The sequence below is a fragment of the Roseinatronobacter sp. NSM genome (assembly GCF_052379845.1).
GTDB lineage: Bacteria > Pseudomonadota > Alphaproteobacteria > Rhodobacterales > Rhodobacteraceae > Roseinatronobacter.
In genome coordinates this window covers 136874-163611 of sequence record NZ_JBQTCF010000001.1, presented here as the reverse complement: position 1 = coordinate 163611, position 26738 = coordinate 136874, and the positions used below count along the sequence as shown (strand labels likewise).

The following is a 26738-nucleotide window of genomic DNA, read 5'->3' as shown; positions in this document are numbered from 1 at the left end:
TTCAGAAAAACACATCTGCGGCGGGAATGATACGCCGGCCCTGCGCGGTGCGCAGCAAAAGCGCGCCTGTGGCGTCGATCCCCTCGAATGTGCCTTCGTGACTATCGTGCACAGTGCGCGCAACAATGCGTTCCCCCAGTCGGGCGGCCTTGTTCAGCCATGCCTGACGTATGGGCGCAAAACCAAAGGTGACAAGCTGATTTTCCCATTTGGCAAAGGCAGGGGCAAGCGCGTCCAGAAATTCATCTGGTGTCACGGAAATACCAGTTTCCGACAGCAGGCTGACGGGGCGAAGCGCGCCACCCTCGCCTTCGGGGGCATGCAGCAGGTTCACGCCAATCCCCACCGCCAAATGGCCGACCTGCGCGCCCTGTCCAATGCTTTCCAGCAAGATACCGACAAGCTTTCCGCCGTTCAGCAACACGTCATTGGGCCATTTCAACGCGAAACTTCCGGGGCGCGCAGTGACGTCGACAAGCGCGTCATGCACGGCAAGCGCCGCCACGAAGGACCGTTGCGCCACCTGTTCAACCGCCCCGCCGGGGCGACTGACATAGGTGGCGGCAAAATTTCCTTGGGGGTCGTGCCAGTCACGCCCGCGCCGCCCGCGCCCCTTGGTTTGACGCAAGGCCATAATCCAGTACGGCCCCGAAAGGTCCTGCGCCATGCGGGCAGCCTGCGCATTTGTGCTGTCAACTTCGGGCAGGACAAGGCGCCCTACCCCGCTTGGCCAGCTATTTGACAAGGGCTTCTGCCGCAAGTGCCGCCATGCCTTCGATTCCGAACAGGTTGATAACCCCCAGAACCATCAGCGCAGCAGACACGACCAGCAACGTGGCCTGAACCGGCGCACGCACGCTGTCCAGCGGTTCGGTGGTTTCACCGAAATACATGAAATACACGATGCGCAAATAATAGAATGCCCCGATCACCGACGCAACGACACCGGCAACCGCCAGCCATGTCAGACCGGCCTGCACGGCGGCCCACAGCACATAGAACTTGCCAAAGAACCCCACCAGCGGCGGCACACCCGCAAGGCTGAACATCAGCACCAGCAAGGCCAATGCGCGCAGCGGCTCAGATTTGGAGTACTGGCGCAGGCTGTCAATATCCGTCACCGGCCTGCCATCGCGCGACATGGTCAGGATAAACGAAAAAACACCTATGTTCATGGTCACATAAATCGCCATGTAGACCAGCATGCCCTGCACACCTTGCGCTGTGCCCGCCGCCAGCCCGACCAGCGCGAACCCCATATGCGTGATGGACGAATAGGCCATCAGGCGCTTGATGTCGCGCTGCCCGATCGCGGCAATGGACCCCACGAACATGGACGCAACCGCCAGAAACGCAATGATCTGCGACCAGTCACCGGGCACCACCCCGAAGGCTTCGTGCACAACCCGCGCAACCAGCGCCATGGCCGCCACTTTGGGCGCTGTGGCGAAGAAGGCTGTCACCGGTGTAGGTGCCCCTTCATAGACATCAGGCGTCCACATATGGAACGGCACCGCCGACACTTTGAACGCCAGCCCCGCCAGCATGAACGCCATGCCCATCATCAGGCCCACGGACATGCCGTCGGTCGAAATGGTGCTGATGATGCCCGCAAACAGCGTGGTTCCCGCATAGCCATAGGTCAACGACGCGCCATACAGCAACAAGCCCGACGCCAGCGACCCAAGGATGAAGTATTTCAACCCCGCTTCGGTCGAGCGCGTGGAATCCCGGTTCATTGTGGCCACAACATATAGTGCCAAAGATTGCAGCTCCAGCCCCATATACAGCGCGATCAGGTCGCCCGCCGACACCATCAACATCATGCCGACAACCGACAGCGCAATCAGGATCGGGTATTCAAACCGCAACAACCCGCGCGCCAGCATGTAGGATTGGCCCATAACCAGCACAACCGCCGCCGACAGCAGAACCACCATCTTGGAAAATTGCGCGAACGGGTCGGAAATATACATGCCGTTGAACGCGGTTTTCACATCCAGCCCCTGCGCGCCGGAATACAGCGCCAGCAACACCATCAACGCCGCCGTGGCCCATAAAATGGGTTCGGCCAGCTTGTCCTTGCCGCCATAGACCCCCACCATCAACGCCGCCATTGCAAACAGCGCAAGGACGATTTCGGGCAGGGCTGTGTAAAGATCAGCTCCGATCATTGCGGGACCTTTCAGTTCTGTGCCAGCTGGGATGCAGCTTCATAAGCCTGCAACGCCAGCGAATGCCCTTCGACCAATGCCGAAACCGAAGGGCCAATAATATCAGTGATCAGCGGGGGATAGATGCCAAGGATCAGCGTCATAGCGATCAACGGAACAATCAGCGCCTTCTCGCGGCGGTCCATATCCTTGATACCCTTCAACGACTCCTTGATCAGTTCGCCCATCACAACGCGGCGGAACAGCCACAGCGCATAGCCCGCAGACAGGATAACCCCCGTCGCCGCGACAAACGCAACCCAGGTGTTGACCTGAAACACCGCCATGAATGTCAGAAATTCGCCCACAAAGCCCGATGTGCCCGGCAGGCCGACATTCGCCATGGTGAACAGCAAAAACACCGCAGCATAAACCGGCATTCGATTGATAAGCCCGCCATAGGCGGCAATGTCGCGTGTGTGCATCCGGTCATAGATCACGCCCACCGCCAGAAACAACGCGCCGGAAATAAACCCGTGGCTGATCATCTGGAAGATGGCACCATCAACGCCCTGTTGATTGGCCGCGAAAATACCCATTGTCACAAAGCCCATATGCGCAACTGACGAATAGGCGATCAGCTTCTTCATATCGGTCTGCATCAGCGCAACAAGGCTGGTATAGACAATCGCAATCGCGGACAGCCACAGCACCAGCGGCGCGAAAATGTCGCTGGCCACAGGAAACATGGGCAGCGAAAACCGCAAGAACCCGTATCCCCCCATTTTCAGCAGCACCGCCGCCAGCACAACCGACCCCGCCGTAGGGGCCTGCACATGGGCGTCAGGCAACCATGTATGCACCGGCCACATCGGCATTTTCACAGTAAAAGACGCGAAAAACGCCAGCCACAGCAGTGTTTGCATGCCGCCAACAACCTGCCAGCCCATCAGGCTGAAGGTTTCTGTGCTGAACTGGTGGCCCAGAAGCGTGGGAATGTCCGTTGTGCCCGCATCCACATACATTGCGATCATCGCAACCAGCATCAGCACCGACCCAAGGAAGGTATAGAGGAAAAACTTGAACGCCGCGTAAATGCGTTCCTTGCCGCCCCATATGCCGATGATCAGGAACATCGGGATAAGTCCCGCCTCGAAGAACAGGTAGAACAGCACCAGATCCAGCGCCGTGAACACGCCGATCATCAGCGTTTCCAGCAACAGGAACGCGATCATGTATTCTTTGACCCGGTGCGACACATTCCAGCACGCCCCAATTGTTATGGGCATCAGGAACGTGGTCAGCATCACGAACAGGATTGAGATACCGTCCACCCCCATCTTGTAGGTGAAGCCCATGATCCAGTCATGTTCTTCCACAAACTGGAAGCCGGTATCTTGCGGATCAAACCCCACCAGCAGGATCAGCGACGCCGCGAATGTGGCCAATGTGGCAACCAGCGCCACCCATTTGGCATTGGTCTGGGACGCCTCATCCTCGCCACGAAGGAAAATTGCCAGAATGGCGGCAGCAATGGCCGGAGTGAAGGTGATAATCGACAGCAGGTTCAGCATTACTGCGCCCCCCCGGCCAGTGTGACATAGGTAACGATCACGACAATCCCCAGAACCATTGCGAAAGCATAGTGATAAACATATCCCGATTGCGCGCGGCCAGCGATGCGTGTGATGAACGGGATAATGCCCATGGCCAACCCGTTGATCCCGCCATCGATGACCTTGCCATCACCTTTTTTCCACAGAAACTGTCCAAGCGCCTTGGCAGGTCGCACGAACAGGAAGTCATAGACTTCGTCGAAATACCATTTGTTCAGCAAAAACTGATAGGCACCGGGGAAGGTGTCCGCCAGACGTTTGGGCAGCGACGTGTCGCGGATATAGAACATCCACGCCAGCCCCAGCCCCAGTACCATGGCAATGAAGGGCGATACCTTGACCCAGCCGGGGACATTATGCGCCTCGGAAACCAGGTTATTCCCTTCCGACATAAAGATGGCTGCACCGAAATACTCGCGCACCTGCCCTGTGGACCCAAAGAAAGGACCATAGAACACCATGCCAGCCAGAACTGAACCGATGGCCAGAACCAGCAGCGGCACCAGCATCACCAGTGGGCTTTCATGCGCGTGCTCATGCGTGTGCTTGTCGCCGCGCGGGGTGCCCCAGAAGGTCAGGAACATAAGCCGCCAGCTATAGAAACTGGTCATGAAGGCCGCGAACACCAAGACCCAGAAGGCGTATGTGGTCCCCGACGCGAACACGGATTCAATGATCGCATCCTTGGACACGAAGCCCGCAAAGCCGATGGTGGTCAGCGGGATGCCCACGCCGGTAATGGCCAAAGTGCCAATGAGCATCGCCCAGAAGGTCATGGGCAGCTTGTCTTTCAGCCCGCCATAATTGCGCATGTCCTGTTCGTGGTGCATGCCATGAATGACCGACCCGGCGCCCAGAAACAGCATCGCCTTGAAAAAGGCGTGTGTCAGCAGGTGGAACATGGCCACCGAATAGACGCCCACACCAGCGGCCACAAACATGAAGCCCAGTTGCGAGCATGTGGAATAGGCGATGACGCGCTTGATGTCATTCTGCACCAGACCGACAGTGGCCGCAAACAGCGCCGTCATGGCCCCGATCAGCACGACAAACGCCATGACCTGCGGGGTGTATTCCATCAGCGGTGACATACGCGCCACAAGGAATACACCGGCAGTCACCATGGTTGCGGCGTGAATAAGCGCGGATACGGGCGTCGGCCCTTCCATCGCGTCGGGCAACCATGTGTGCAGGAACAATTGTGCCGATTTGCCCATCGCGCCCACAAACAGCAGGAACGCAATCAGGTTGGCGGCATTCCAGTCTGTCCACAAGAAGCTGACAGTGGTTTCGGCCAGCATGGGCGCTGCGGCGAACAGGTCATCATACTGAATGGAATCGACCAGAAGGTAGATCGCCATCAAGGCAAGGATCAGCCCCATATCGCCCACACGGTTGACGATAAACGCCTTCATCGCGGCAGCGCCTGCGCTTTGCTTGCGGAAATAGAACCCGATCAGCAGATAAGACGCAAGGCCCACCCCTTCCCAGCCGAAGAACAGCTGCACAAGGTTGTCCGCCGTCACCAGCATCAGCATGGCGAAAGTGAACAGCGACAGATACGCGAAAAAGCGCGGGCGGTAGCTTTCATTATCCTTGAAATTGTCGTCATGCGCCATGTAGCCGAAGCTGTACAGATGCACGAGTGCGGACACCGTGGTGATCACAATCAACATCACCGCCGTCAGCCGGTCCAGCCGGATGGCCCAGTCGCCCACCAGCGACCCGCTGTCAATCCAGCGCATCAGCGTTATTTGCTGCACACCGCCATCATGGCCCAGAAAGATAACCCATGACAAAAACGCCGACAGGAACAAAAGCGCTGTTGAGATGATCTGCGCAGGGCGTTCCCCGATGGCGCGCCAGAACAGCCCCGCGATGATGGCCCCCAGAAGTGGCGCAAAAAGAACCGTTACTGCCATGGGATCAGCCTTTCATCACATTGACGTCTTCGACGTCGATCGTGCCACGGGTGCGGAAGAAGCACACCAGAATGGCAAGCCCGATCGCGGCCTCGGCGGCGGCAACGGTCAGCACGAACAGCGTGAACACCTGACCCACCAGATCATTGAGGAAGCTGGAAAAGGCGACCAGATTGATATTCACCGACAACAGCATCAATTCGATCGACATCAGAATGATGATGATATTCTTGCGGTTCAGAAATATCCCGAAAATACCGATGACGAACAGCGCCGCCGCCACGGTCAGGTAATGTTCAAGTCCAACCATTCGGTTCCCTCGTTCCGTATGTGTCGGGGCCGCTTGCTGGCCCTCGTTATCGGTTGTCCCTTGCGGGCCTTACCCCAGCCCCTGGCCAGGTTTCACGTCTTTCAATTCCAGCGCCTTGGCAGGATCGCGGTGCATCTGCGCCATGACATTCTGGCGCTTCACATCCTTGCGGTGGCGCAGTGTCAGAACGATCGCGCCAATCATGGCGACCAGCAATATCAACGCCGCCGTCTGGAACAGCAGGAAATACTGATCATACACAATCATCCCCAAGGCCTTGGTGTTGTGCATTTCCGCAATGTCGGGGGTTGGCGCCTGCCGCAGGTCGCGCGCGGTTTCCGCTTCCTGCCATGATCCAAACAGCAACGCCATTTGCATCAGCAACACAATTCCCACGATGCTGGCAATGGGAAAATACCGCGCCATTTCCCCCTTCAGGGCGGCGAAATCAATGTCCAGCATCATCACGACGAACAAAAACAGCACCGCGACCGCGCCGACATAGACAATGATCAGCAACATCGCCAGAAACTCCGCGCCCAGCAGAACGAACATGCCCGCTGCCGAAAGGAATGTCAGAATAAGCCACAACACCGAGTGCACAGGATTGCGCGCAATGGTGACCAGAAACCCGGCCCCCAGCAGGGTGACCGCGAATGCATAGAATGTGATATCGGCAATACCCATGTCCCTCGGGTTCCCTTTTTCCTTGTCGCGCGCAGCCTTGCGCACACATCATCTTTTCCGTCGCGCAATGCCGGACAACTTCCGGCCCCCGGACCGCTAGCGGTAAGGCGCGTCAATTTCCAGATTGCGGGCAATCTGCGCTTCCCAGCGCGCGCCGTTTTCCAGCAGCTTGTCCTTGTCGTAGAACAGTTCTTCGCGCGTTTCGGTGGCAAACTCGAAATTCGGCCCCTCAACAATCGCATCCACAGGGCAGGCTTCCTGACAGAACCCGCAATAGATGCATTTGGTCATGTCAATGTCATAGCGCGTTGTCCGGCGCGAGCCGTCCTCGCGCGGCTCGGCATCAATTGTGATGGCCTGCGCAGGACAGATCGCTTCGCACAATTTGCAGGCAATGCAGCGTTCCTCGCCATTCGGGTAGCGGCGCAGCGCATGTTCCCCGCGAAAACGCGGGCTAAGCGGCCCCTTTTCATGCGGGTAATTGATCGTTGGCTTGGGCGACACGAAATAACGCATGCCCAGCCCGAAGCCTTTGATGAAATCGGTCATCAGCGTGTATTTTATTGCACGCCCCCAATCCATACCCATGATCAGCCTCCAATCGTCCAGCGGGCCCAGAACGCGCCCATGACTTCGAATTTCGCAAGGAATGACACGATGACAACCCATGCCAGTGACATTGGCAGAAACACCTTCCAGCCAATGCGCATCAGCTGGTCATAGCGGTAGCGCGGCACGATGGCCTTCACCATGGCGAACATGAAGAAGAAGAACGCCATCTTGATGAACATCCAGTGGAACCCGTCGGGCAACCCCGGAATTGGCGACAGCCAGCCACCGAAAAACAACAGGGAAATCAACGCGCACATCAGGAAGATGGCAATATATTCGCCTGCCATGAACAACAGATAAGGGGTCGATCCGTATTCCACCATGAACCCCGCCACAAGTTCGGACTCCGCTTCGGGCAGGTCGAACGGGGGGCGGTTGGTTTCCGCAAGGCAGGAGATGAAAAACAGCACCACCATCGGCAAATGCGGCAACCAATACCACCCCAGCGCGCCCCAGCCCGTGTCCTGCGCGGCGACAATAGTGCCGAAATTCATGCTGCCCGTGGAAATGATGATCCCGATAATGATCAGGCCAAGCGACACTTCATAGGAAATCATCTGCGCCGCAGACCGCAACGACCCAAGGAAGGCATATTTGCTGTTTGACGCCCAGCCGCCCATGATCACGCCGTAAACTTCCAGCCCGGCAATCGCCAACACGAACAGGATCGCCACGTTGATATCTGCCAGAACCCAACCGTCATTGAACGGAATGACCGCCCAAGCCAGCAGCGCCAGAATGAAGCTGAGAAGCGGGGCCAGAAAATACACCGGACGGTCCACGCCCGCCGGAATAACCACTTCCTTGACCACGAATTTAAGCGCATCCGCGAAGGTTTGCATCAACCCCCAGGGACCAACCACGTTGGGGCCGCGCCGCAATTGCACCGCCGCCCAGACCTTGCGGTCCGCATAGACCAGAAAGACAAGGCTGATCATCACGAATGCAACCACCAGAAGCGATTGCGCCACGATCAACACGGTGATCCCTAGCCCGGTTTCCAGAAATTCAGCCATTCGTCCCTCTATTCCTCAGACTGTGGGAATGCCCTGTTCGTGGCAATCCTCGACGATCACCTCTGCATCCATATTTCGCAACCCAAGCGGCAGGTCCGGCGAAATGGTGTAAACCCCATCCGCCTGCCAGATGCCAGCGGTTTGCGTCGCATTTGTCCTGACATGGCGCGCAAAGCTGTAGCCACGGATCAGCGTGTATTGCGCGGCGGCACACCGGGTATAGGCGATGACATCCTCGCGCCCGCGCGCGCCGTCCATGCGCACCACAAAACTGACCAGATCGCCTTCCAGCAGGCGGGTTTGCACGCCCAGATATTGCGCATCCGGCGGCGGTGACATGGGCGCGCGTGCCCGTTCGGTTGTGCCACACGCCATCAGCCCGCCCGACAGGGCAAGCAGGACACCCGGCATGTGAAGGGCGCGCCACACTCATATCACTCCGCTGCGATCTTGGACTGGCCGCGCGCTTTTGCCATGGCAGACAGTTCGGCCATCAGGCTGGACGCGCGGGCAATCGGGTTGGTCAGGTAGAAATCATCAACCGCATAGCGGAAATCGGCCTTGCCCAGTGGCTTGGGGCCAAGGGGCTGCCACGCATTCCCGGGCACGATGTCAATATCCCCCAGATGGGGCACGGCGCCCGACATATGCTTGCGCAGGGCGCTGATGGTGTCGAACGGCAGCACGGCACCCAGTTCAGTCGAAAGCGCGCGCAAAATGGCCCAGTTTTCCTTGGCCTGCCCCGGCGCGAAACCCGCCCGCAGCGCCAGTTGCGGCCGCCCTTCGGTATTGACGAAAATTCCGGGTTCTTCGGTATAGGCGGCGGCAGGCAAAATCAGGTCCGCACGGTGGGCGCCACGGTCCCCATGGCTGCCCTGATAGATGACAAACGCCCCTGGTGCGATGTCGATTTCATCGGCACCAAGGTTATAAATCACTTCTGCGTCCCGGGTCGCGGCGTCAAGTCCGCCATCGGTCACGCAGCCAAGGTCCAGCGCACCCACGCGCGCGGCGGCAGTGTGCAACACCAGCAAGCGCCCGCCGGTTTGTTCGGCCAGCGCCATGGCCTGGGCCAGGACCGCTTCGCCGTCAGCTTCACGCAGCGCGCCCTGCCCCACAATCACCAGCGTTTCCTGATCATCGGCGTTTGCAGACGCCACCAGTTTTTCCAGCGCAGCGCGGTCGGTGCCCCCCTCGATCACGTCATAGGTCAGGTCAATCGCTGCCCCAATACGCGTCACATCCGCGCCCGCCAACCACGCCTTGCGAATGCGCGCATTCAGCACAGGGGCTTCGGCGCGGGGGTTGGTGCCGATCAGGTAAATCCGGCGCGCATGGTCAATATCTTCAATGGTGGCCGTCCCAACATAGCCAGAACGGTTGCCCGCCGGCAGTTTCGCACCATCCACGCGGCATTCCAACGTGCCGCCCTGCCCCTGCACCAGCAGTTTCAACGCATATGCCGCTTCCACCGAGGCCAGATCCCCGACAAGGCCCGTCACCTTTTTGCCCTTCATGGCCTTCGCCGCAGCGTCAAGCGCTTCGGGCCATGTTGCGGGGCGCAACTTGCCATTCTCGCGGATATAGGGGCGGTCAAGGCGCTGGCGGCGCAACCCGTCCCAGACGTAGCGCGACTTGTCCGACAGCCATTCTTCATTCACACCGTCATGGTTGCGCGGCAGAATGCGCATGACTTCGCGGCCCTTGGTGTCCACGCGAATGTTGGACCCCAGCGCATCCATCACGTCAATGGTTTCGGTTTTCGTCAATTCCCAAGGGCGCGCGGTAAAACTGTAGGGCTTGGACACCAGCGCGCCCACAGGGCACAGGTCCACAATGTTGCCCACCAGTTCCGAATCGATCAAGGCGCCCAGATAGGTGGTGATTTCCGCATCTTCACCGCGACCTGTCTGGCCCATCACGGTTTGACCGGCCACTTCGGTGGTGAAGCGCACACAGCGCGTGCAGGAAATGCAGCGTGTCATATGGGTTTCAACCAGCGGGCCAAGCTGCATATCCTCGCTGGCGCGTTTGGGTTCGCGGTAGCGCGAAAAATCCACGCCATAGCCCATGGCCTGATCCTGCAGGTCACATTCACCACCCTGATCGCAGATCGGGCAATCCAGCGGGTGGTTGATCAACAGAAACTCCATCACCCCTTCGCGGGCCTTCTTGACCATGGGGCTGTTGGTCTTGATGACCGGCGGCTGCCCTTCGGGGCCGGGGCGCAGGTCGCGCACCTGCATGGCGCAGCTTGCCGCGGGTTTGGGCGGGCCGCCCACCACCTCGACCAGACACATGCGGCAATTACCCGCAATCGACAGCCGTTCGTGATAGCAAAAGCGCGGCACTTCCACGCCAGCCTGTTCACAGGCCTGAATCAGGGTCATGGAAATGGGGACTTCGACTTCTTTTCCGTCGATGATGATCTTGCGAAGGTCTGACATGTGTTATCTCTCCCGCAATCTGCGGCCAAGTGCGGAACGGTCGGCCATTTCGGCACGCGCATAGGTGCAGACCGCCTGCGTATCCGACGGGTCAACCCCCGTCTGCGTTAAGTAGCCATCAACCACGCCCTGCAGGCGCTGCTGTTCGGTCTTGTCGTCCACGAAAGCTTCAATCTGGGCGCGGGAAAATCCCATGCCACGCGCCTGATTATACAAGCCCATAAAGAAGGTCACGCGCTGCAGGCGGTTTGGCCCCTGCAAATCCGCGCAAATGTCGACAATATGCTTGATCAACGCGGCTGTGAACAAACCGTTGTAAATATCGGCATTGCCACGCAGGGCGGCGTTCACATCGGCCTGCTGCATGGCGTCGGCGCGAATGGGGCCTGCCAGCACAAGGGCAACACCCAGACAGGCCAAGGCCGATCTGGCTGCATACCCTATGGAAACAGAAGGCTTCATCGCATCACTCCGCCGCCACTTGAACCGATGCACCGCGTTTCTGCGCCTTGATCCTGTCGACGATTTCATCGCGGAAATTGCGGATCAACCCTTGAATGGGCCACGCCGCCGCATCGCCAAGCGCGCAGATGGTGTGCCCCTCAACCTGTTTGGTGACATCCCACAGCATGTCGATTTCCTCGACCTCGGCCTCGCCGCGCACAAGGCGGTCCATGACGCGCATCATCCAGCCGGTGCCTTCGCGGCAAGGGGTGCACTGGCCGCAGCTTTCGTGCTTGTAGAATTTCGACAGCCGCCAGATGGCCTTGATGATGTCGGTCTGCTTGTCCATGACAATGACCGCCGCCGTCCCAAGACCCGACCCCAGTTCACCGCGCAGATAGTCGAAATCCATGATCGCATCGCGCATCTTCTCGCCGCGCACACAGGGCACGGAGGACCCGCCGGGAATGACCGCCTGCAGATTGTCCCAGCCGCCGCGAATGCCGCCACAATGTTTCTCGATCAATTCCTCGAACGTAATCGACATCGCTTCTTCGACCACGCAGGGGCGGTTTACATGGCCGGAAATGGCAAACAGCTTGGTTCCCGCATTGTTTGCACGCCCGAACCCTGCAAACCACGCGCCGCCACGGCGCAGGATGGTGGGCACCACGGCAATGGATTCCACATTGTTGACCGTTGTGGGGCAGCCATACAGGCCCGCGCCCGCAGGGAAGGGCGGCTTCATGCGGGGCATGCCTTTCTTGCCTTCAAGGCTTTCCAGAAGGGCCGTTTCCTCGCCGCAGATATAGGCCCCGGCCCCGTGATGCAGGAACAGATCGAAATCCCAGCCCGACCCGCTGGCATTCTTGCCGATCAATCCGGCCTCGTAAGCTTCGTCAATGGCGTTTTGCAGCGCTTCACGTTCACGGATATATTCGCCGCGAATATAAATATAGCAGGTATGCGCGTTCATCGCAAAACTGGCGATCAGGCACCCCTCAATCAGGGTATGCGGATCATGGCGCATAATCTCGCGGTCTTTGCAGGTGCCGGGTTCGGATTCATCGGCATTCACGACGAGATAGGCGGGCCGTCCGTCGCTTTCCTTGGGCATGAAGGACCATTTCAGCCCGGTCGGAAACCCCGCCCCGCCACGCCCGCGCAAGCCCGATTGTTTCATTTCGTCAATGATCCAGTCGCGGCCTTTTTGCAAAATATTCTTCGTGCCGTCCCAATGGCCGCGCGCGATCGCCCCCTTGAGCGAGCGGTCATGCATGCCATAAATATTGGTGAAGATGCGATCCTGATCGTCAAGCATGATCTTTACCCTTGTCTGCGCGTCATTTGTCGCGCTTGCCGTGCCGCCATATGCGGAATGTTACGATCAACGCCCAGGCGAACCCTGCCAGCGCGGCGAAATCTATCAGAAAGGAATAGCGCGGGTCCCACCCCAGCCGCCCGCCCAACCATTGCGCGGCCATCCACAGCACAATGGTTGCGGCCATGACCGCGCCGGCAAGTCGGGCTTGCCGGGCCAAGGCCATGTCGCGGGAAGAAGGTTTGGCCATTCACACGCATCCTGTTACACTACTTGGCACGTTTCGAAAATTCAGTCTCGCCACCATTGGCAAGAATTCTGGCCTGTTCAATCCAGCCATCACGCTCAATCCGGCCCTTGAACTTCAACCTGTCATCCACCCATGCCACATCATCAGGGGTCCATACCGCAACCTGCCAGAAATGGAACACGCCAAGGTCGTTCAGCACGCCTTCCAGCTTTGGCCCCACCCCTTTTAGCAATTTCAAATCATCTGCGGTGCCTTGTGGCGCCGTCAGCATTTGCGGGGCGGGTTGGGCAGTTTCAGCGGCTTTGGGGTCTGCACCGGGTTTGGCCTTGGGGGTTGCCTGCGCTTCTTGCTTGGATACGCCGGTTTTATCCACGGGGGTGGAGATGGCCGGTTTGGGTTCATGTTCCTTGATGGTGCCGGGCGTCACCGCATTGGCCGCTGCCGGCTTGTCCTGCCAGGGTGTCAGCAACGGCACTTCGGTTCCATCAATGCGCTTGATGGTATCACCAATGCGCGTGGCCAGCGCGACCGATCCATTCTGCGCCTCGCCAGTATAATCCTGCAGCGATGTGGCCCCGCCCAGCGGTTCGGACGAAAAGCGCCCGTTTTGCGGGCCTGCCGTGGGAACCTTGCCTGCGGCCAGATCATCGATCAGTTGCGCAAACCCTTCGGCGGTCAGGTCTTCGTAGTAATCCTTGCCGATCTGGACCATGGGCGCGTTGGAACATGCGCCCAGACATTCAACCTCTTCCCAGCTGAATTTCCCGTCTGCCGACAGCATATGCGCGCGCGGCGCAATTTTCTGCTTGCACACCTCAATCAGTTTTTCGGCACCGCAAATCATGCATGACAGCGTGCCACAAACTTGAAAATGCGCAACGGACCCAACAGGTTGCAACTGGAACATGAAGTAGAAGGTCGCCACTTCCAGCGCCCGGATATACGCCATGCCCAGCATTTCTGCGATATGTTCGATCGCAGGCCGTGTCAGCCAGCCTTCCTGTTCCTGCGCGCGCCACAAAAGCGGGATAATCGCACTGGCCTGACGGCCTTCGGGGTATTTGGTGATCTGCGCTTGCGCCCATGCCTGATTGGCGGGCGTGAACGCGAAAGAAGCGGGTTGATCTGGGTGCAGGCGGCGCAGCATTAGCGGTCAATCTCTCCGAACACGACATCCATGGTGCCGATGATTGCGGCCACATCGGCCAGTTGGTGCCCTTTGGCAATATGATCCATGCTTTGCAGATGCAGATAACCCGGCGCACGCAGCTTGGCGCGGTAGGGTTTGTTGGTGCCATCTGCCACCAGATAGACGCCGAACTCGCCCTTGGGCGCCTCAACAGCGGCATACACCTCGCCTGCGGGGACGTGGAACCCTTCGGTATACAGTTTGAAATGGTGGATCAGCGATTCCATGGAGGTTTTCATCTCGGCGCGTTTGGGCGGCGTAATCTTGCCGCGCGCCAGAATGTCCCCCTGCCCTTCGGGGGCGCGCAGTTTTTCAATGGCTTGCAAAATGATCTTGGTGCTTTCGCGCATCTCGGCCACGCGCACAAGATAGCGGTCATAACAATCGCCATTCTTGCCCACAGCAACCTTGAAATCGAATTCATCATAGCATTCATAGGGCTGCGCGCGCCGCAAGTCCCAAGCCAGCCCGGACCCGCGCACCATGACACCGGAATAGCCCCAATCCAGCGCTTCTTGTTCGGAAACAACGCCAATATCGCAATTGCGTTGCTTGAATATACGGTTTTCTGTCAGCAAGCCTTCGATGTCATCCAGAAGCTTGGGGAAGGCATGCGCCCAGGTTTCGATGTCATCCAGAAGCGCAGGCGGCAGGTCCTGATGCACGCCGCCGGGCCGGAAATAGGCCGCATGCAACCGCGCCCCGCAGGCGCGTTCATAGAAGATCATCAGCTTCTCACGCTCTTCGAACCCCCAAAGCGGCGGGGTCAGCGCGCCGACATCCATAGCCTGCGTGGTGACGTTCAGAAGATGGCTGAGGATGCGGCCAATTTCACTATACAACACACGAATCAGCGATGCGCGGCGCGGCACCTGCACGCCGGTCAGCCGTTCAATGGCCAGACACCACGCATGTTCCTGATTCATCGGCGCAACATAATCCAGCCGGTCAAAATACGGCAGGTTTTGCAAATAGGTGCGGCTTTCCATCAACTTTTCGGTGCCGCGATGCAACAAGCCGATATGCGGGTCGCAGCGTTCCACAATCTCGCCGTCCAGTTCCAGAACCAGACGCAAAACGCCATGCGCCGCAGGGTGCTGGGGGCCGAAATTGATGTTGAAATTGCGGATACGCTGTTCATCGGTCAGCGTATCGGGGGTATAGCTGCCATCCATCATGTCGCGGCCTCTTTCTTCTCGTCTCCGGGCAGGATGTATTCCGCGCCTTCCCATGGGGACATGAAATCGAACTGGCGATATTCCTGCACCAGTTGCACAGGCTCATAAACCACACGTTTCAGCGATTCGTCATAGCGCACTTCAGTGTAGCCCGTTGTCGGGAAGTCCTTGCGCAGCGGGTGCCCGCGAAAGCCATAATCGGTCAGAATGCGGCGCAAGTCCGGATGGCCGGAAAACAGGATGCCGAACATGTCGAACACTTCGCGTTCAAACCAGTTCGCGCTGGGGTGAATGCCCGTCAGCGATGGAACGATGTCATGCTCACCCGCGTCCAGCTTCAGCCGGATGCGGTGATTGCGATACATCGACAGGAAATGATAGACCATATCGAACCGCTTGCGCCGGCCGGGCCAGTCCACCGCGGTAATGTCAATCAGCGTTGAAAACCGCATGTTTTCATCGCTTTGCAAAAAGCGCACCAGTTTGGTCAGTTGCGCCAGCGTGGTGGTGACCGTCAGTTCCCCGAATGCGATGTCATGACCGACAACCGCATCAGGCATGCGCAGTTCGATCTGACCGGCCAGTTCCTTCAATGCATCCGACATATGCAGACCCCTTACCTGACCAATGTGCCCGTGCGGCGAATTTTGCGCTGCAATTGCAAGATGCCATATAGCAGCGCTTCTGCTGTGGGTGGACAACCGGGCACATAAACATCCACCGGAACAATGCGGTCGCACCCGCGCACAACCGAGTAACTGTAATGGTAGTATCCGCCCCCGTTGGCGCAAGACCCCATTGAAATGACGTAGCGCGGTTCTGGCATCTGGTCATAGACCTTGCGCAGGGCAGGTGCCATCTTGTTGGTCAGCGTTCCTGCAACGATCATCAGGTCGGACTGGCGCGGCGTTGCGCGCGGGGCGGTGCCGAAGCGTTCCACGTCATAGCGCGGCATGGCAACGTGGATCATTTCAACCGCACAGCACGCAAGGCCGAATGTCATCCAGTGCAGCGACCCGTTGCGCGCCCAGTTGATCACATCCTCGGTGGAGGTCAGCAAAAACCCCTTGTCCTGCAATTCGCGGTTCAACGCCTGCGTGGCAACTTCGCGGTCCGCGCCTGCGGTATTCGCCCCGGTCATCACTCCCATTCCAGCGCCCCCTTCTTCCATTCATAGGCAAAGCCAACTGTCAGCACGCCCAGAAACACCATCATCGACCAGAATGCCGTCATGGACATTTCAGAAAAGGCAACGCCCCACGGGAATAGAAACGCGATTTCCAGATCGAAAATGATGAACAGGATCGCCACCAGGTAGAATCGGACATCGAATTTCATGCGGGCGTCGTCAAATGCGTTGAAACCGCATTCATAAATCGACACTTTTTCAGGATCGGGGTTGCGCACTGCGATGATGATTGCTGACAAAAGCAGCACCAATCCAAGCACAACAGCGATTCCAAGGAAAATCAGAATGGGCAGGTAGGATGCAAGTAGATCTTCCACCTTTGGCTCCTTTTTCGCGCGGGAACAGAGGCACATTGTGGACCGCTGGCCCCCTGAACCGCAACTTGGCTGCCCTTCCTCTACTCCTGTAGGGCGATGGGGTCAACCAAAGCCGCACAGCGATTGCAGGAAAAAACCGCGCATTGAATACTATTGCATACCGCACAGACACACGGCGCAGTGCGAAGGATAAACCCTACAGGTTAACATCGCCCGAAGCCTGCGTTGCAACAACGCGCGCGGCGCTTGAAAAGCCGCGCGCAGGCGGCAGCTTATGCCTGCCATCGCGGTTTGCGGCGGTCAAAAAATGCGGCAATGCCTTCTTGTGCTTCAGCAGTTTGCCAGACGGACACCAGTTCATTGATGGAATGGTCGACAGAATCGGGGGGCATGCCCGCGCCCAGATACTGCACAAGGGCTTTGGCGCGGGCAACCGCACCGGGCGCGCAGGCCAGATAGGGGGTCACCTGGGCCTGTATGGCAGCGTCCATATCCTGCGGGGGCACCGCGCGCGCCAGCAGGCCCAGCGCTACCGCTTCATCAGCGTCAAAAACACGCCCCGACATGAACACCCGCCGCGCCATGGCCTGCCCCATACGGGCCACAACATAGGGGCCAATGGTGGCCGGAATCAGCCCCAGCCGGGTTTCTGTCAGCCCGAATTTGGCGCCCTGAACACCGATGGCCACATCACACACCGCCATCAAGCCAACGCCGCCGCCAAAAGCCTGCCCCTGAACCCGCCCGATCAGGGGTTTTGGCAGGCGGTTCAAGGCCCCCAGCATGTCGGCCAGTTTTCGGGCCTCGGTCGCGCGGGTGGCGGTGTCGGCGCGCATCTGGTCCTGCATCCAGCCCAGATCGCCGCCCGCGCAGAAGCTTTTGCCAGTGCCCGTCAGCACCACAACGCGCACCGCGTCATCTGCGCCCAGTTGCGCGGCGGCGGCCGTCAGTTCCGCAATCATCTGCGCCGAAAGGGCATTGTGTTTTTCAGGGCGCGCCAGCGCCAGCGTGGCCACCCCGCGCGCGTCTGTGTCAATGGTCAATGTGTCAAACATCATGCAGGCCCCTTTTGCATGGCGCGCGCCAACTGGGCGGCTTTTGCCACCACATCGCGGTCAAGTCCGGTGTCCCACCCCCGCGCCACCAGCCAGTCATGCACCAATTCTGTGGCCACATTCCCCGACGCGCCCGGTGCATATGGGCACCCGCCAAGCCCGCCCACCGCCGCATCAAACACGCGCAGCCCGAATTCAAGCGAGGCCTCAATATTGTGCAGCGCGCACCCGCCAGTATCATGATAATGCCCCGCCAGCTTGTCGGCAGGCATTTCCTGCACCACAGCGCGCAGCATGGCGGCAATACGGTCCGGTGTGGCGCGCCCCAGCGTGTCGCCAAGGCTGATTTCATAACACCCCATGTCACGCAACGCGCCCACCACATGCGCCACATCGTCGGGTGCAACAGGACCGTCAAACGGGCAGTCAGTGACACAAGACACATAGCCGCGCACCGGAATTCCAACCGCGCGGGCCGCGTCCATCACGGGGACAAACCGCGCCAGACTTTCAGAAATCGAACAATTCAGATTCGCACGGCTGAACCCTTCAGAGGCAGACGCGAAAACCGCCACCTCGTCCGCATGGGCCTTCACGGCCGCTTCAAACCCGCGCATATTGGGAACAAGCGCGGCATAGCGCACCCTTTGCGCGCGGGTAATTCGCGCCAGAACATCTGCGGAATCAGCCATTTGCGGCACCCATTTGGGGCTGACGAAACTTGCAGCCTCTATCCGGCGGAAGCCCGCACCGCTGAGGCAATCCACCAAGGCCACCTTATCCGCTGTCGGAATCAGGCGCTGTTCATTCTGCAACCCGTCGCGCGGGCCAACTTCGAAGATTTCAACATTGGTCATGTTTACCCCTGCGGTGGCGGATAAAAATCACGCGTGTATATCTGCGCCGGCCCATCCTTGACCAAAGCGCGCTGGAATGCCGGGCGGGCATGAACCAAATCGGCATAAACAGCCGCATCCGCTGGCAGCACCACAAAACGCCGCGCCATCCACACCGAATAGCCCAGCGCGATATCCGCCACGCTGAATTCCCCTGCCACCCACCCCGGCCCAATGGCGCGCAGGGCATTTTCCAGGCGCATGGCTTCCAGCCGCATGACCGTGGGCGAGCGCATGGCATCCTCGCGCAAGACAATGTGATGTTGCGTCAGATTGGCCAGATGCGCCCCCAGCGTTTCGGCATAATGCACCCCCTGCAGGAACGCCGCACGCCCCGCCGCCCCTTCGGGCACCCGCAAATGCGGCGCGCGGCATTCCGCCAGATACAACAAGATCGCACCGCTTTCGCACATCACCTGCCCATCCACCTCCAGTGCCGGCACCCGACCGGCGGGGGACCGTGCCAGATGATCAGCCCCGCGCAAGGAGCGGTCAAAGAAACTGCACGCGATCAGGTCATATTGCGCGCCCATCTCCTCCAGCATCCACACCACCCGCAGGGACCGCGATTGCGCGACATGCCAAAGGCGGATCATGGCGCGTCCTCCAGCCGGATCAGCGCATCCCCCGCTGCAACCTGTGCACCCGCTTGCGCCAGAACCTCTGCCACGCAGCCGGAACGGGGGGCGGTCAACGTGTGTTCCATTTTCATGGCCTCCAGCACCAACAGCCGCGCGCCTTCGTCCACCTTGTCCCCCTCGCTGACGAACACGGCCTTGACCAGCCCCGGCATGGGCGCAACCACGCCATCCGCGCCCGCCCCCTGCCCTGTCTGGCGCGATAACGGATCAGACAGGGCAAACACACGGGGGGTTGCCCCGAACAGATACACCTGCCCCCCAAGACAGGCCGCAGCCACGCGCAGCCCTTGCACCTGATACCCCCCGTCACAGGCCCTGACCGCAACCTGCCCCCCCGACACCGCAACAAGGGCCTGCGCGGGGCCGGTCACAGCAAGCCGCAGGTGATGCACATCCTCGCCATACGTCAGCGCAAGATCACGCCAGACCGGCCCCGAAGGGCAAAACCCCGCAAGCGGGTCTCGCAACTGCGCCAACCCCGTGGCACAGGCCGCAGCAGCCGCCAATTCGGCAGGCGTCACAGCAACCTGTGCGGTCAGACCCGCGATATCACGCCCGATCAACCCTGTATCAACATCACCCGCGCTAAAACCCTCATGCCGGGTCAGCGCACCCAAAAACGCAAGATTGGTGACGGAACCGGCAACTTCCGTGTCCGCCAGTGCAGCGCGCAACCGCGCAAGGGCAATCGCGCGGCTTGGCCCATGGGCAATGATCTTGGCAATCATCGGGTCATACCACGGGCTTATGTCATCGCCCGCGCGCACGCCGGTATCAGTGCGGGCCATGTCGCTGAACCGCAAATGCTGCAGCCGCCCCGTTGCAGGCAGAAACCCGGCAGGCACATCTTCAGCATACAGCCGCGCCTCAAGGGCGTGGCCAGTGATCGACAACTGGTCTTGGGTGCATGGCAGCGCTTCCCCCCCCGCGACACGCAATTGCCACTCCACCAGATCCACGCCGGTAATCGCTTCGGTCACGGGGTGTTCTACTTGCAGGCGCGTGTTCATTTCCATGAACCAGAACCGGTCGGCGCGCAGCCCGTCACTGCCATCGACAATGAATTCCACCGTGCCCGCGCCACAATAGCCAATGGCACGCGCCGCGCGCACCGCCGCTTGTCCCATGGCCGAACGCATCTCGTCGGTCATCCCCGGGGCCGGGGCTTCTTCAATAACCTTCTGATGGCGGCGCTGAAGCGAGCAGTCGCGCTCAAACAAATGCACCGCATCCCGCCCATCCCCGAACACCTGAACTTCGATGTGCCGCGGCTTGGTGACGTATTTCTCAATCAATACAGCATCATTGCCAAAGGCAGTTGCCGCCTCGCCCTTGGCACTTTCCAACGCCTCCATGAAGCTTGACGGCGCCTCAACCAACCGCATGCCCTTGCCGCCGCCGCCTGCCACCGCCTTGATCAGCACCGGATAGCCAATGGCATCCGCAGCATGTGCCAGATGGTCAGGGTCCTGATTGGTGCCATGATAACCGGGCACCACCGGCACACCGGCATCCTGCATCAGCACCTTGGCCGCGTCTTTCAACCCCATGGCGCGGATCGCGCTGGCCGAAGGACCGATAAACACCAGCCCTGCAGCAGCGACCGCATCAACGAATTCGGGGTTTTCCGACAGAAAACCATAACCAGGATGAATGGCCTGCGCCCCTGTCTGCAGCGCAGCGCGAATGATGACATCGCCGCGCAAATAACTGTCACGCGAGGCAGGTCCACCAATGTGAACAGCCTGATCAGCCAGTTCCACATGCAACGCGCCTGCATCCGCGTCGGAATACACTGCCACACAACGCACGCCCATGGAACGCGCTGTCTGGATGATGCGGCAGGCAATTTCACCGCGATTGGCTACAAGGATCTTGTCAAACATCTCTCCGCAGTCCTTTGCTGTGGCTGGGGGGCGCTGCCCCCCATCGCCTTGCGGCGATTCCCCCCCGGAGTATTTGACGCAAGATGAAGGGATACAGGTTTCATCTTGCCCCAAATACTCCCGCCGGAGGCGTCTTTTTTACATTCTGAACACCCCGAAGCGTGTTTCCTCTATGGGTGCATTCAGCGCTGTGCGCAGGGACAGGGCCAGCACCTTCCGCGATTGGCGGGGGTCGATGATCCCATCATCCCAAAGCCGCGCACTGGCATAGAGCGGGTGGGACTGGCGGTCGAACATCTCTATCGTGGGGCGCTTGAATGCGGTTTCATCTTCCATGCTCCAGCTTTGGCCGGCGCGTTCCAATGCATCGCGTTTCACACTGGCCAGAACCCCTGCCGCCTGTGCGCCGCCCATTACGGAAATGCGGCTGTTGGGCCATGTCCACAAGAATCGCGGGCCATAGGCACGGCCTGCCATGCCATAATTGCCCGCGCCGAAAGACCCGCCCACCAGCATGGTGATTTTGGGAACTGCTGTGGTGGCCACTGCCGTGACCATTTTGGCCCCATGGCGCGCGATTCCTTCGTTTTCATATTTGCGCCCGACCATGAAACCCGTGATGTTTTGCAAGAACACCAGTGGAATGCGGCGCTGGCTGCACAGTTCCACGAAATGCGCGCCTTTGACCGCGGCTTCGGAGAACAGCACGCCGTTATTGGCCACGACCCCCACAGGGCAGCCCATGACATGGGCAAAGCCGGTTACCAGCGTGTCGCCGAAGCGAGGTTTGAATTCGTCAAAGCGCGACCCGTCGACTACACGCGCAATCACTTCGCGGATGTCATAGGGGGTGCGCAGGTCAGCGGGCACCACGCCGAAAATTTCATCCGGGTCATAGGCAGGGTCTTCGGGCGTCTGCCACTGAACCGTCGCGGGCTTTGCGCGGTTCAGATAACTGACAGCGCGGCGCGCCAGCGCCAGCGCATGGGCATCATCTTCGGCCAGATAATCCGCGACACCCGACAGGCGGGTATGCACGTCACCGCCGCCCAGATCTTCGGCGCTGACCACTTCGCCGGTTGCCGCCTTGACCAGTGGCGGACCGGCCAGAAAGATGGTGCCCTGCCCCTTTACGATGATGGTGACGTCCGACATGGCGGGCACATAGGCCCCGCCCGCAGTGCAGGACCCCATCACAACAGCGATCTGCGCAAGGCCCCTGGCCGACATCTGCGCCTGATTGTAGAAGATGCGCCCGAAATGGTCGCGGTCGGGGAACACCTCGTCCTGATTGGGCAGGTTCGCGCCGCCGCTATCGACCAGATAGATGCAAGGCAGGTGGTTTTCGGCGGCGATTTCCTGCGCGCGCAGGTGTTTCTTGACTGTCATGGGGTAGTAGGTGCCCCCCTTCACAGTGGCATCATTGCAGATGATCATACACTCCTGCCCCGACACTTGCCCAATACCCGCGATTACCCCTGCACAAGGCGCGGCCCCGTCATACAGTCCATGCGCGGCGGTGCTGGCAATTTCCAGAAACGGGCTGCCTGCATCCAGCAGATTGGCAACACGGTCGCGGGGCAGCATCTTTCCACGCGAGATGTGGCGCGCGCGCGCCTTCTCGCCGCCGCCCGCTTGGGCAAGGGTCTGGGCGGCCCTGATTTCGGCCAACGCGGCAAGATGGGCAGCCTGATTGGCGCGAAACGCCTCCGACCCAGTCAAGACAGATGAGCTCAGCTTCATGCCCTTCCCCCGATATGGAATTGCCTGTGACGGCGCGCCCGGTCGGGGCACCTGTGCAGGCGCGCTTTGGTGTATGCAACCGCCATTGCTAGCGCGCACCGTGCAACAGGGACCACAAATAGAGTGTTTGTTCGGCCGTCATGGTCATGGCACAGCCCAAAAAGGCGGGGCTGGCCCCGGTGCCGCCATGCCATTGGGCGGCTTCAAAACTGCATCGCGCATCCCGAAACCCGATCCATGCGCGCTGCATGTCGCGCGCACTTTCAGACAGGGAAATGGCCGCATCGCCGCGCCCTGCATCCTGTGCTGTCAAATCCGCGCGCAGCGCTTGATATGCCCCGTTCAGTTTACCGTCCCAGAGGTTCAGTTCCGCATCCAGACAAAAGCCCATGCCAACCGTCGTTTCGCCGCCGGGCTGTTTCATGCAGTCCGTGGCGGCGCGCCCGATGCATTCATAGCTTTGCGCGCCATCTGACACGTCGGCAAGGCATATCTCGGTCGGGGTAGCATCAAAGCGCAGGCCTGTGGCGGCTGCGGGCGCGGCCATAAGGGTGATCAAACAGCCGATCAGTCGCATGGGGTTTTCCTTTTTGACAAGCACTGGACCAATCCTAACCCATTGCCCCCATCAAGTCCCGCCCCACAAGCATACGCCGGATTTCAGACGTCCCTGCGCCAATTTCCATAAGCTTCGCATCGCGGAACAGGCGACTGACAGCGCTGTCATTCATGAAGCCCGCGCCACCCATGGCCTGCACGGCCTGATGGGCCTGCACCATGGCCTGTTCGGACGCGTAAAGCACGCACGCCGCCGCATCCGCGCGCGTGACCGCGCCCCGGTCACATGCCCTGGCCACTTCATAGACATAGGCGCGCGCAGAATTCATGGCCGTATACATATCGGCGATCTTGCCCTGCATCAGCTGGAAATTGCCAATGGGTTGGCCAAATTGGTGGCGGTCGCGCAGGTATGGCATGATTTCATCAAGGCACGCCGCCATGATGCCCGTGCCAATGCCCGACAGCACAACACGCTCATAATCCAGCCCCGACATAAGGACACGCACGCCGCGCCCTTCATCACCAAGCACATTGTCAAAGGGCACTTCCACATCCTGAAACACCAGTTCAGCGGTGTTTGACCCGCGCATGCCCAGCTTGTCAAAATGCGCGCTGGTGGAAAACCCGGTCATGGATTTTTCGATCAGGAAGGCGGTGATCCCCTTGCTGCCCGCCGACGCATCAGTTTTGGCATAGACGACCAGAACATCGGCGTCCGGGCCATTGGTGATCCAGTATTTGGTGCCGTTCAGGATATAGCGGTCGTTTTTCTTGTCGGCGCGCAGGGTCATGCTGACCACATCTGACCCTGCGCCCGCTTCGGACATGGCCAGCGCGCCGACATGTTCGCCGCTGACCAGTTTGGGCAGGTAGCGGTCACGCTGTGCATCTGTTCCGTTCAGTTTGATCTGGTTGACGCACAGGTTGGAATGCGCGCCATAAGACAGCGACACAGACGCCGAGGCGCGCGCGATTTCTTCCACCGCGATGACATGCGCCAGATAGCCCATATTGGCACCGCCATAGGTTTCGCAGACGGTAATTCCCAACAACCCCAGATCCCCCATTTCGCGCCACAGGGCAGCGGGGAAAGTGTTGGTGCGGTCAATTTCCGCCGCCATGGGTTTGACGCGGTCCTGTGCCCAGCGGTGAACCATGTCGCGCAGGGCGTTCACCTCCTCGCCAAGGTCAAAATTCATTGAGGCTGTGAACATGCGCCAATCCCCCGTTAACTGAACGAATGTTCAATTCATAAGCCGAAGGAGGCGCAGGCGTCAAACAAATTCTTGCATAGAAAAAGACAGGGGGCGCGAGCGCCCCCTGTGATGAGTATTTTTGGCAAGATGAAAATGCCAGGTCAGCGCAGGTCCGGTGGGGTGGCTTGCACGCGCAGCGTCTCAACCAGAGCGTCGAGGGTTTCGGTGGAGGTGCGGTTTTCCCCCAAGCGGCGCACGGACACTGTGCGTTCGGCCACTTCGCGCGCACCAATGGCCAGAATGACCGGCACCTTGCCCACGGAATGCTCGCGCACCTTATAGTTGATTTTTTCGTTGCGCAGATCCAGTTCGGCGCGGATGCCTGCGGCTTGCAGCGTTTCCAGCACCTCGCGGCAATAGTCATCCGCATCGGAGATGATGGAGGCGACAACCACCTGACGCGGGGCCAGCCAGAAGGGCAGTTTACCCGCAAAGTTTTCTATGAGGATGCCGATGAAGCGTTCAAAGCTGCCCAGCACCGCGCGGTGCAGCATAACGGGGCGGTGTTTGCCACCATCGGCACCGATATAGGTGGCGTCCAGCCGTTCGGGCAGAACGAAATCCACCTGCAGGGTGCCGCATTGCCAGTCGCGGCCGATTGCATCGGTCAGCACGAATTCCAGCTTGGGGCCGTAAAACGCACCTTCGCCGGGGTTTTCCTCATAGGTGTAGCCGGCCGCTTCGGTGGCGGCGCGTAAGGCGTTTTCGGATTTGTCCCACACCTCGTCCGAGCCGGAGCGCGTTTCGGGCCGGTCCGAGAATTTGATGCGGAAGTTCTCAAACCCCAGATCCCGATAGATCGCGGAGAGGAAATCGATGAATTTGCGTGTTTCCGCTTCTATCTGGTCTTCGCGGCAGAAGATATGCGCGTCATCTTGTGTGAAGCCGCGCACCCGCATGATGCCATGCAGCGCGCCGGAGGGTTCATAGCGGTTGCAAGACCCGAATTCTGCCATGCGCAACGGTAAATCCCGGTAGGATTTCAGACCCACATTGAAGATTTGCACATGGCAGGGACAGTTCATGGGTTTCAGGGCATTCACGGCCTTTTCGCGGGCATGGTCTTCATCCACTTCGACGATGAACATATTTTCCTGATACTTTTCCCAATGACCTGAGGCCTCCCACAGTTTGCGGTCCACCACTTGGGGGGTGTTCACTTCCACATAGCCGCCCTTACGCTGCTGGCGGCGCATGTAATCTTGCAAGTTGGTATAGATGGACCAGCCATTGGGGTGCCAGAACACCTGACCGGGGGCTTCTTCCTGCATGTGGAACAGGTTCATTTCGCGCCCCAGCTTGCGGTGGTCGCGTTTGGCGGCTTCCTCCAGCATGGTGAGATGGGCCTTCAGGTCATTGCGGTTCTTGAAGGCCACACCGTAGATGCGCTGCAGCATGGGGCGCGTGTTGTCGCCCAGCCAGTAGGCACCCGCGATATTCATCAGCTTGAAGGCATCTGCGGGCACCTGCCCGGTATTTTGCAGATGCGGGCCGCGGCACAGATCCTGCCAGGGACCATGCCAATACATGCGCAGCGGCTCGCCCTCGGGGATGCGGTCGATCAGTTCAATCTTGAACGGCTCACCCGCGTCCTTGTAGTGCTGGATGGCACGCGCGCGGTCCCAGATTTCGGTGCGCACAGGGTCGCGGGCATTGATGATATCGCGCATCTTCGCTTCGATCTGCGCAAGGTCTTCGGGGACGAAGGGTTCGGCGCGGTCAAAATCATAAAACCAGCCCTTGTCGCGCACGGGACCGATGGTCACCTTCACATCAGGCCAGATTTCCTGCACCGCGCGCGCCATGATATGCGCCAGATCATGGCGGATCAATTCCAGCGCCTGCGTGTCATCTTGCAGGGTGTGAATGGCGATACTGGCATCTTGCATGATGGGCCATTGCAGATCGAAATGCGCGCCGTCCACAGTGGCCGAAATGGCCTTCTTGGCCAGGGATGTGGAAATCGACGCGGCCACTTCGGCAGCGGTTATGCCTGCTGCGAAGTCGCGCGTATTGCCATCGGGGAATTTAAGGGAAATCTGGGCCATT

Annotated in this window: 26 protein-coding genes; all 26 read right to left on the bottom strand. The window is 59.5% G+C overall.

Annotated elements, in window-relative coordinates:
* Position 1: 1 nt before the first annotated feature.
* The 26 genes from ACTZWY_RS00760 to thrS all read right to left on the bottom strand — a co-directional run bounded on the left by ACTZWY_RS00760 (position 2) and on the right by thrS (position 26737).
* Positions 2 to 745, bottom strand: a complete 744-nt coding sequence (locus ACTZWY_RS00760) for a biotin--[acetyl-CoA-carboxylase] ligase (protein WP_444788753.1) — start codon at positions 743 to 745, stop codon at positions 2 to 4.
* Positions 735 to 2174, bottom strand: a complete 1440-nt coding sequence (nuoN, locus tag ACTZWY_RS00755) for an NADH-quinone oxidoreductase subunit NuoN (RefSeq protein ID WP_444788752.1) — start codon at positions 2172 to 2174, stop codon at positions 735 to 737. Before nuoN ends, ACTZWY_RS00760 begins: the two co-directional genes overlap by 11 nt.
* 11 nt (positions 2175 to 2185) lie before the next feature.
* A complete protein-coding gene (locus tag ACTZWY_RS00750; RefSeq protein ID WP_444788751.1) occupies positions 2186 to 3727 on the bottom strand; it encodes an NADH-quinone oxidoreductase subunit M in 1542 nt (513 codons plus the stop codon).
* Positions 3727 to 5691, bottom strand: a complete 1965-nt coding sequence (gene nuoL / locus ACTZWY_RS00745) for an NADH-quinone oxidoreductase subunit L (protein ID WP_444788750.1) — start codon at positions 5689 to 5691, stop codon at positions 3727 to 3729. Before nuoL ends, ACTZWY_RS00750 begins: the two co-directional genes overlap by 1 nt.
* A gap of 4 nt (positions 5692 to 5695) precedes the next feature.
* Entirely contained in the window at positions 5696 to 6001 is a 306-nt protein-coding gene (nuoK, locus tag ACTZWY_RS00740; RefSeq protein ID WP_277804705.1) for an NADH-quinone oxidoreductase subunit NuoK, read from the bottom strand.
* Positions 6002 to 6070: 69 nt separating this feature from the next.
* The gene (locus ACTZWY_RS00735; RefSeq protein WP_444788749.1) at positions 6071 to 6688 is read right to left on the bottom strand and encodes an NADH-quinone oxidoreductase subunit J; all 618 of its coding nucleotides are present in this window, start codon (positions 6686 to 6688) and stop codon (positions 6071 to 6073) included.
* Between the two features lie 96 nt (positions 6689 to 6784).
* Entirely contained in the window at positions 6785 to 7276 is a 492-nt protein-coding gene (gene nuoI / locus ACTZWY_RS00730; protein WP_444788748.1) for an NADH-quinone oxidoreductase subunit NuoI, read from the bottom strand.
* A 2-nt stretch (positions 7277 to 7278) separates the two neighbouring features.
* Positions 7279 to 8316 (bottom strand): NADH-quinone oxidoreductase subunit NuoH, encoded by a 1038-nt coding sequence (gene nuoH / locus ACTZWY_RS00725; protein ID WP_444788747.1) that lies wholly within the window; start codon positions 8314 to 8316, stop codon positions 7279 to 7281.
* Positions 8317 to 8331: 15 nt separating this feature from the next.
* Positions 8332 to 8727 (bottom strand): hypothetical protein, encoded by a 396-nt coding sequence (locus tag ACTZWY_RS00720; protein WP_444788852.1) that lies wholly within the window; start codon positions 8725 to 8727, stop codon positions 8332 to 8334.
* Between the two features lie 23 nt (positions 8728 to 8750).
* Positions 8751 to 10763, bottom strand: coding sequence for an NADH-quinone oxidoreductase subunit NuoG (gene nuoG / locus ACTZWY_RS00715; protein ID WP_444788746.1), 2013 nt, complete (start codon positions 10761 to 10763; stop codon positions 8751 to 8753).
* 3 nt (positions 10764 to 10766) lie between these two features.
* On the bottom strand, positions 10767 to 11225 hold the full coding sequence (locus tag ACTZWY_RS00710; protein ID WP_444788745.1) for a DUF5333 family protein: 459 nt from the start codon (positions 11223 to 11225) through the stop codon (positions 10767 to 10769).
* A gap of 4 nt (positions 11226 to 11229) precedes the next feature.
* Positions 11230 to 12528: an NADH-quinone oxidoreductase subunit NuoF gene (gene nuoF / locus ACTZWY_RS00705; protein WP_444788744.1), complete on the bottom strand. Its 1299-nt coding sequence runs from the start codon at positions 12526 to 12528 to the stop codon at positions 11230 to 11232.
* A gap of 22 nt (positions 12529 to 12550) precedes the next feature.
* Complete coding sequence (locus ACTZWY_RS00700; protein WP_444788743.1) at positions 12551 to 12778, bottom strand: DUF5337 domain-containing protein; 228 nt, start codon at positions 12776 to 12778, stop codon at positions 12551 to 12553.
* 19 nt (positions 12779 to 12797) lie between these two features.
* Positions 12798 to 13925: an NADH-quinone oxidoreductase subunit E gene (locus tag ACTZWY_RS00695; RefSeq protein ID WP_444788742.1), complete on the bottom strand. Its 1128-nt coding sequence runs from the start codon at positions 13923 to 13925 to the stop codon at positions 12798 to 12800.
* Entirely contained in the window at positions 13925 to 15142 is a 1218-nt protein-coding gene (locus tag ACTZWY_RS00690) for an NADH-quinone oxidoreductase subunit D (protein WP_444788851.1), read from the bottom strand. The genes ACTZWY_RS00695 and ACTZWY_RS00690 overlap by 1 nt, the downstream gene beginning before the upstream one ends.
* Entirely contained in the window at positions 15142 to 15750 is a 609-nt protein-coding gene (locus ACTZWY_RS00685; RefSeq protein WP_444788741.1) for an NADH-quinone oxidoreductase subunit C, read from the bottom strand. The genes ACTZWY_RS00690 and ACTZWY_RS00685 overlap by 1 nt, the downstream gene beginning before the upstream one ends.
* An 11-nt stretch (positions 15751 to 15761) precedes the next feature.
* Positions 15762 to 16295 (bottom strand): NuoB/complex I 20 kDa subunit family protein, encoded by a 534-nt coding sequence (locus ACTZWY_RS00680; RefSeq protein ID WP_444788740.1) that lies wholly within the window; start codon positions 16293 to 16295, stop codon positions 15762 to 15764.
* Positions 16286 to 16687 (bottom strand): NADH-quinone oxidoreductase subunit A, encoded by a 402-nt coding sequence (locus ACTZWY_RS00675; protein ID WP_444788739.1) that lies wholly within the window; start codon positions 16685 to 16687, stop codon positions 16286 to 16288. The genes ACTZWY_RS00680 and ACTZWY_RS00675 overlap by 10 nt, the downstream gene beginning before the upstream one ends.
* A gap of 236 nt (positions 16688 to 16923) precedes the next feature.
* Positions 16924 to 17706 (bottom strand): crotonase/enoyl-CoA hydratase family protein, encoded by a 783-nt coding sequence (locus tag ACTZWY_RS00670; RefSeq protein WP_444788850.1) that lies wholly within the window; start codon positions 17704 to 17706, stop codon positions 16924 to 16926.
* Entirely contained in the window at positions 17706 to 18563 is an 858-nt protein-coding gene (locus ACTZWY_RS00665; protein ID WP_444788738.1) for a hydroxymethylglutaryl-CoA lyase, read from the bottom strand. The genes ACTZWY_RS00670 and ACTZWY_RS00665 overlap by 1 nt, the downstream gene beginning before the upstream one ends.
* Before the next feature lie 2 nt (positions 18564 to 18565).
* Positions 18566 to 19198 carry a glutathione S-transferase family protein gene (locus ACTZWY_RS00660; protein WP_444788737.1) on the bottom strand — a complete coding sequence of 211 codons (633 nt, stop codon included), beginning with the start codon at positions 19196 to 19198 and terminating at the stop codon, positions 18566 to 18568.
* Entirely contained in the window at positions 19195 to 21129 is a 1935-nt protein-coding gene (locus ACTZWY_RS00655) for an ATP-binding protein (protein ID WP_444788736.1), read from the bottom strand. The genes ACTZWY_RS00660 and ACTZWY_RS00655 overlap by 4 nt, the downstream gene beginning before the upstream one ends.
* 138 nt (positions 21130 to 21267) lie before the next feature.
* Positions 21268 to 22872 carry a carboxyl transferase domain-containing protein gene (locus ACTZWY_RS00650; protein WP_444788735.1) on the bottom strand — a complete coding sequence of 535 codons (1605 nt, stop codon included), beginning with the start codon at positions 22870 to 22872 and terminating at the stop codon, positions 21268 to 21270.
* 88 nt (positions 22873 to 22960) lie between these two features.
* Positions 22961 to 23449 (bottom strand): lysozyme inhibitor LprI family protein, encoded by a 489-nt coding sequence (locus ACTZWY_RS00645; RefSeq protein WP_444788734.1) that lies wholly within the window; start codon positions 23447 to 23449, stop codon positions 22961 to 22963.
* Positions 23450 to 23483: 34 nt separating this feature from the next.
* Entirely contained in the window at positions 23484 to 24647 is a 1164-nt protein-coding gene (locus ACTZWY_RS00640; RefSeq protein WP_444788733.1) for an isovaleryl-CoA dehydrogenase, read from the bottom strand.
* Between the two features lie 143 nt (positions 24648 to 24790).
* Positions 24791 to 26737: a threonine--tRNA ligase gene (thrS, locus tag ACTZWY_RS00635; protein WP_444788732.1), complete on the bottom strand. Its 1947-nt coding sequence runs from the start codon at positions 26735 to 26737 to the stop codon at positions 24791 to 24793.
* Position 26738: the final 1 nt, after the last annotated feature.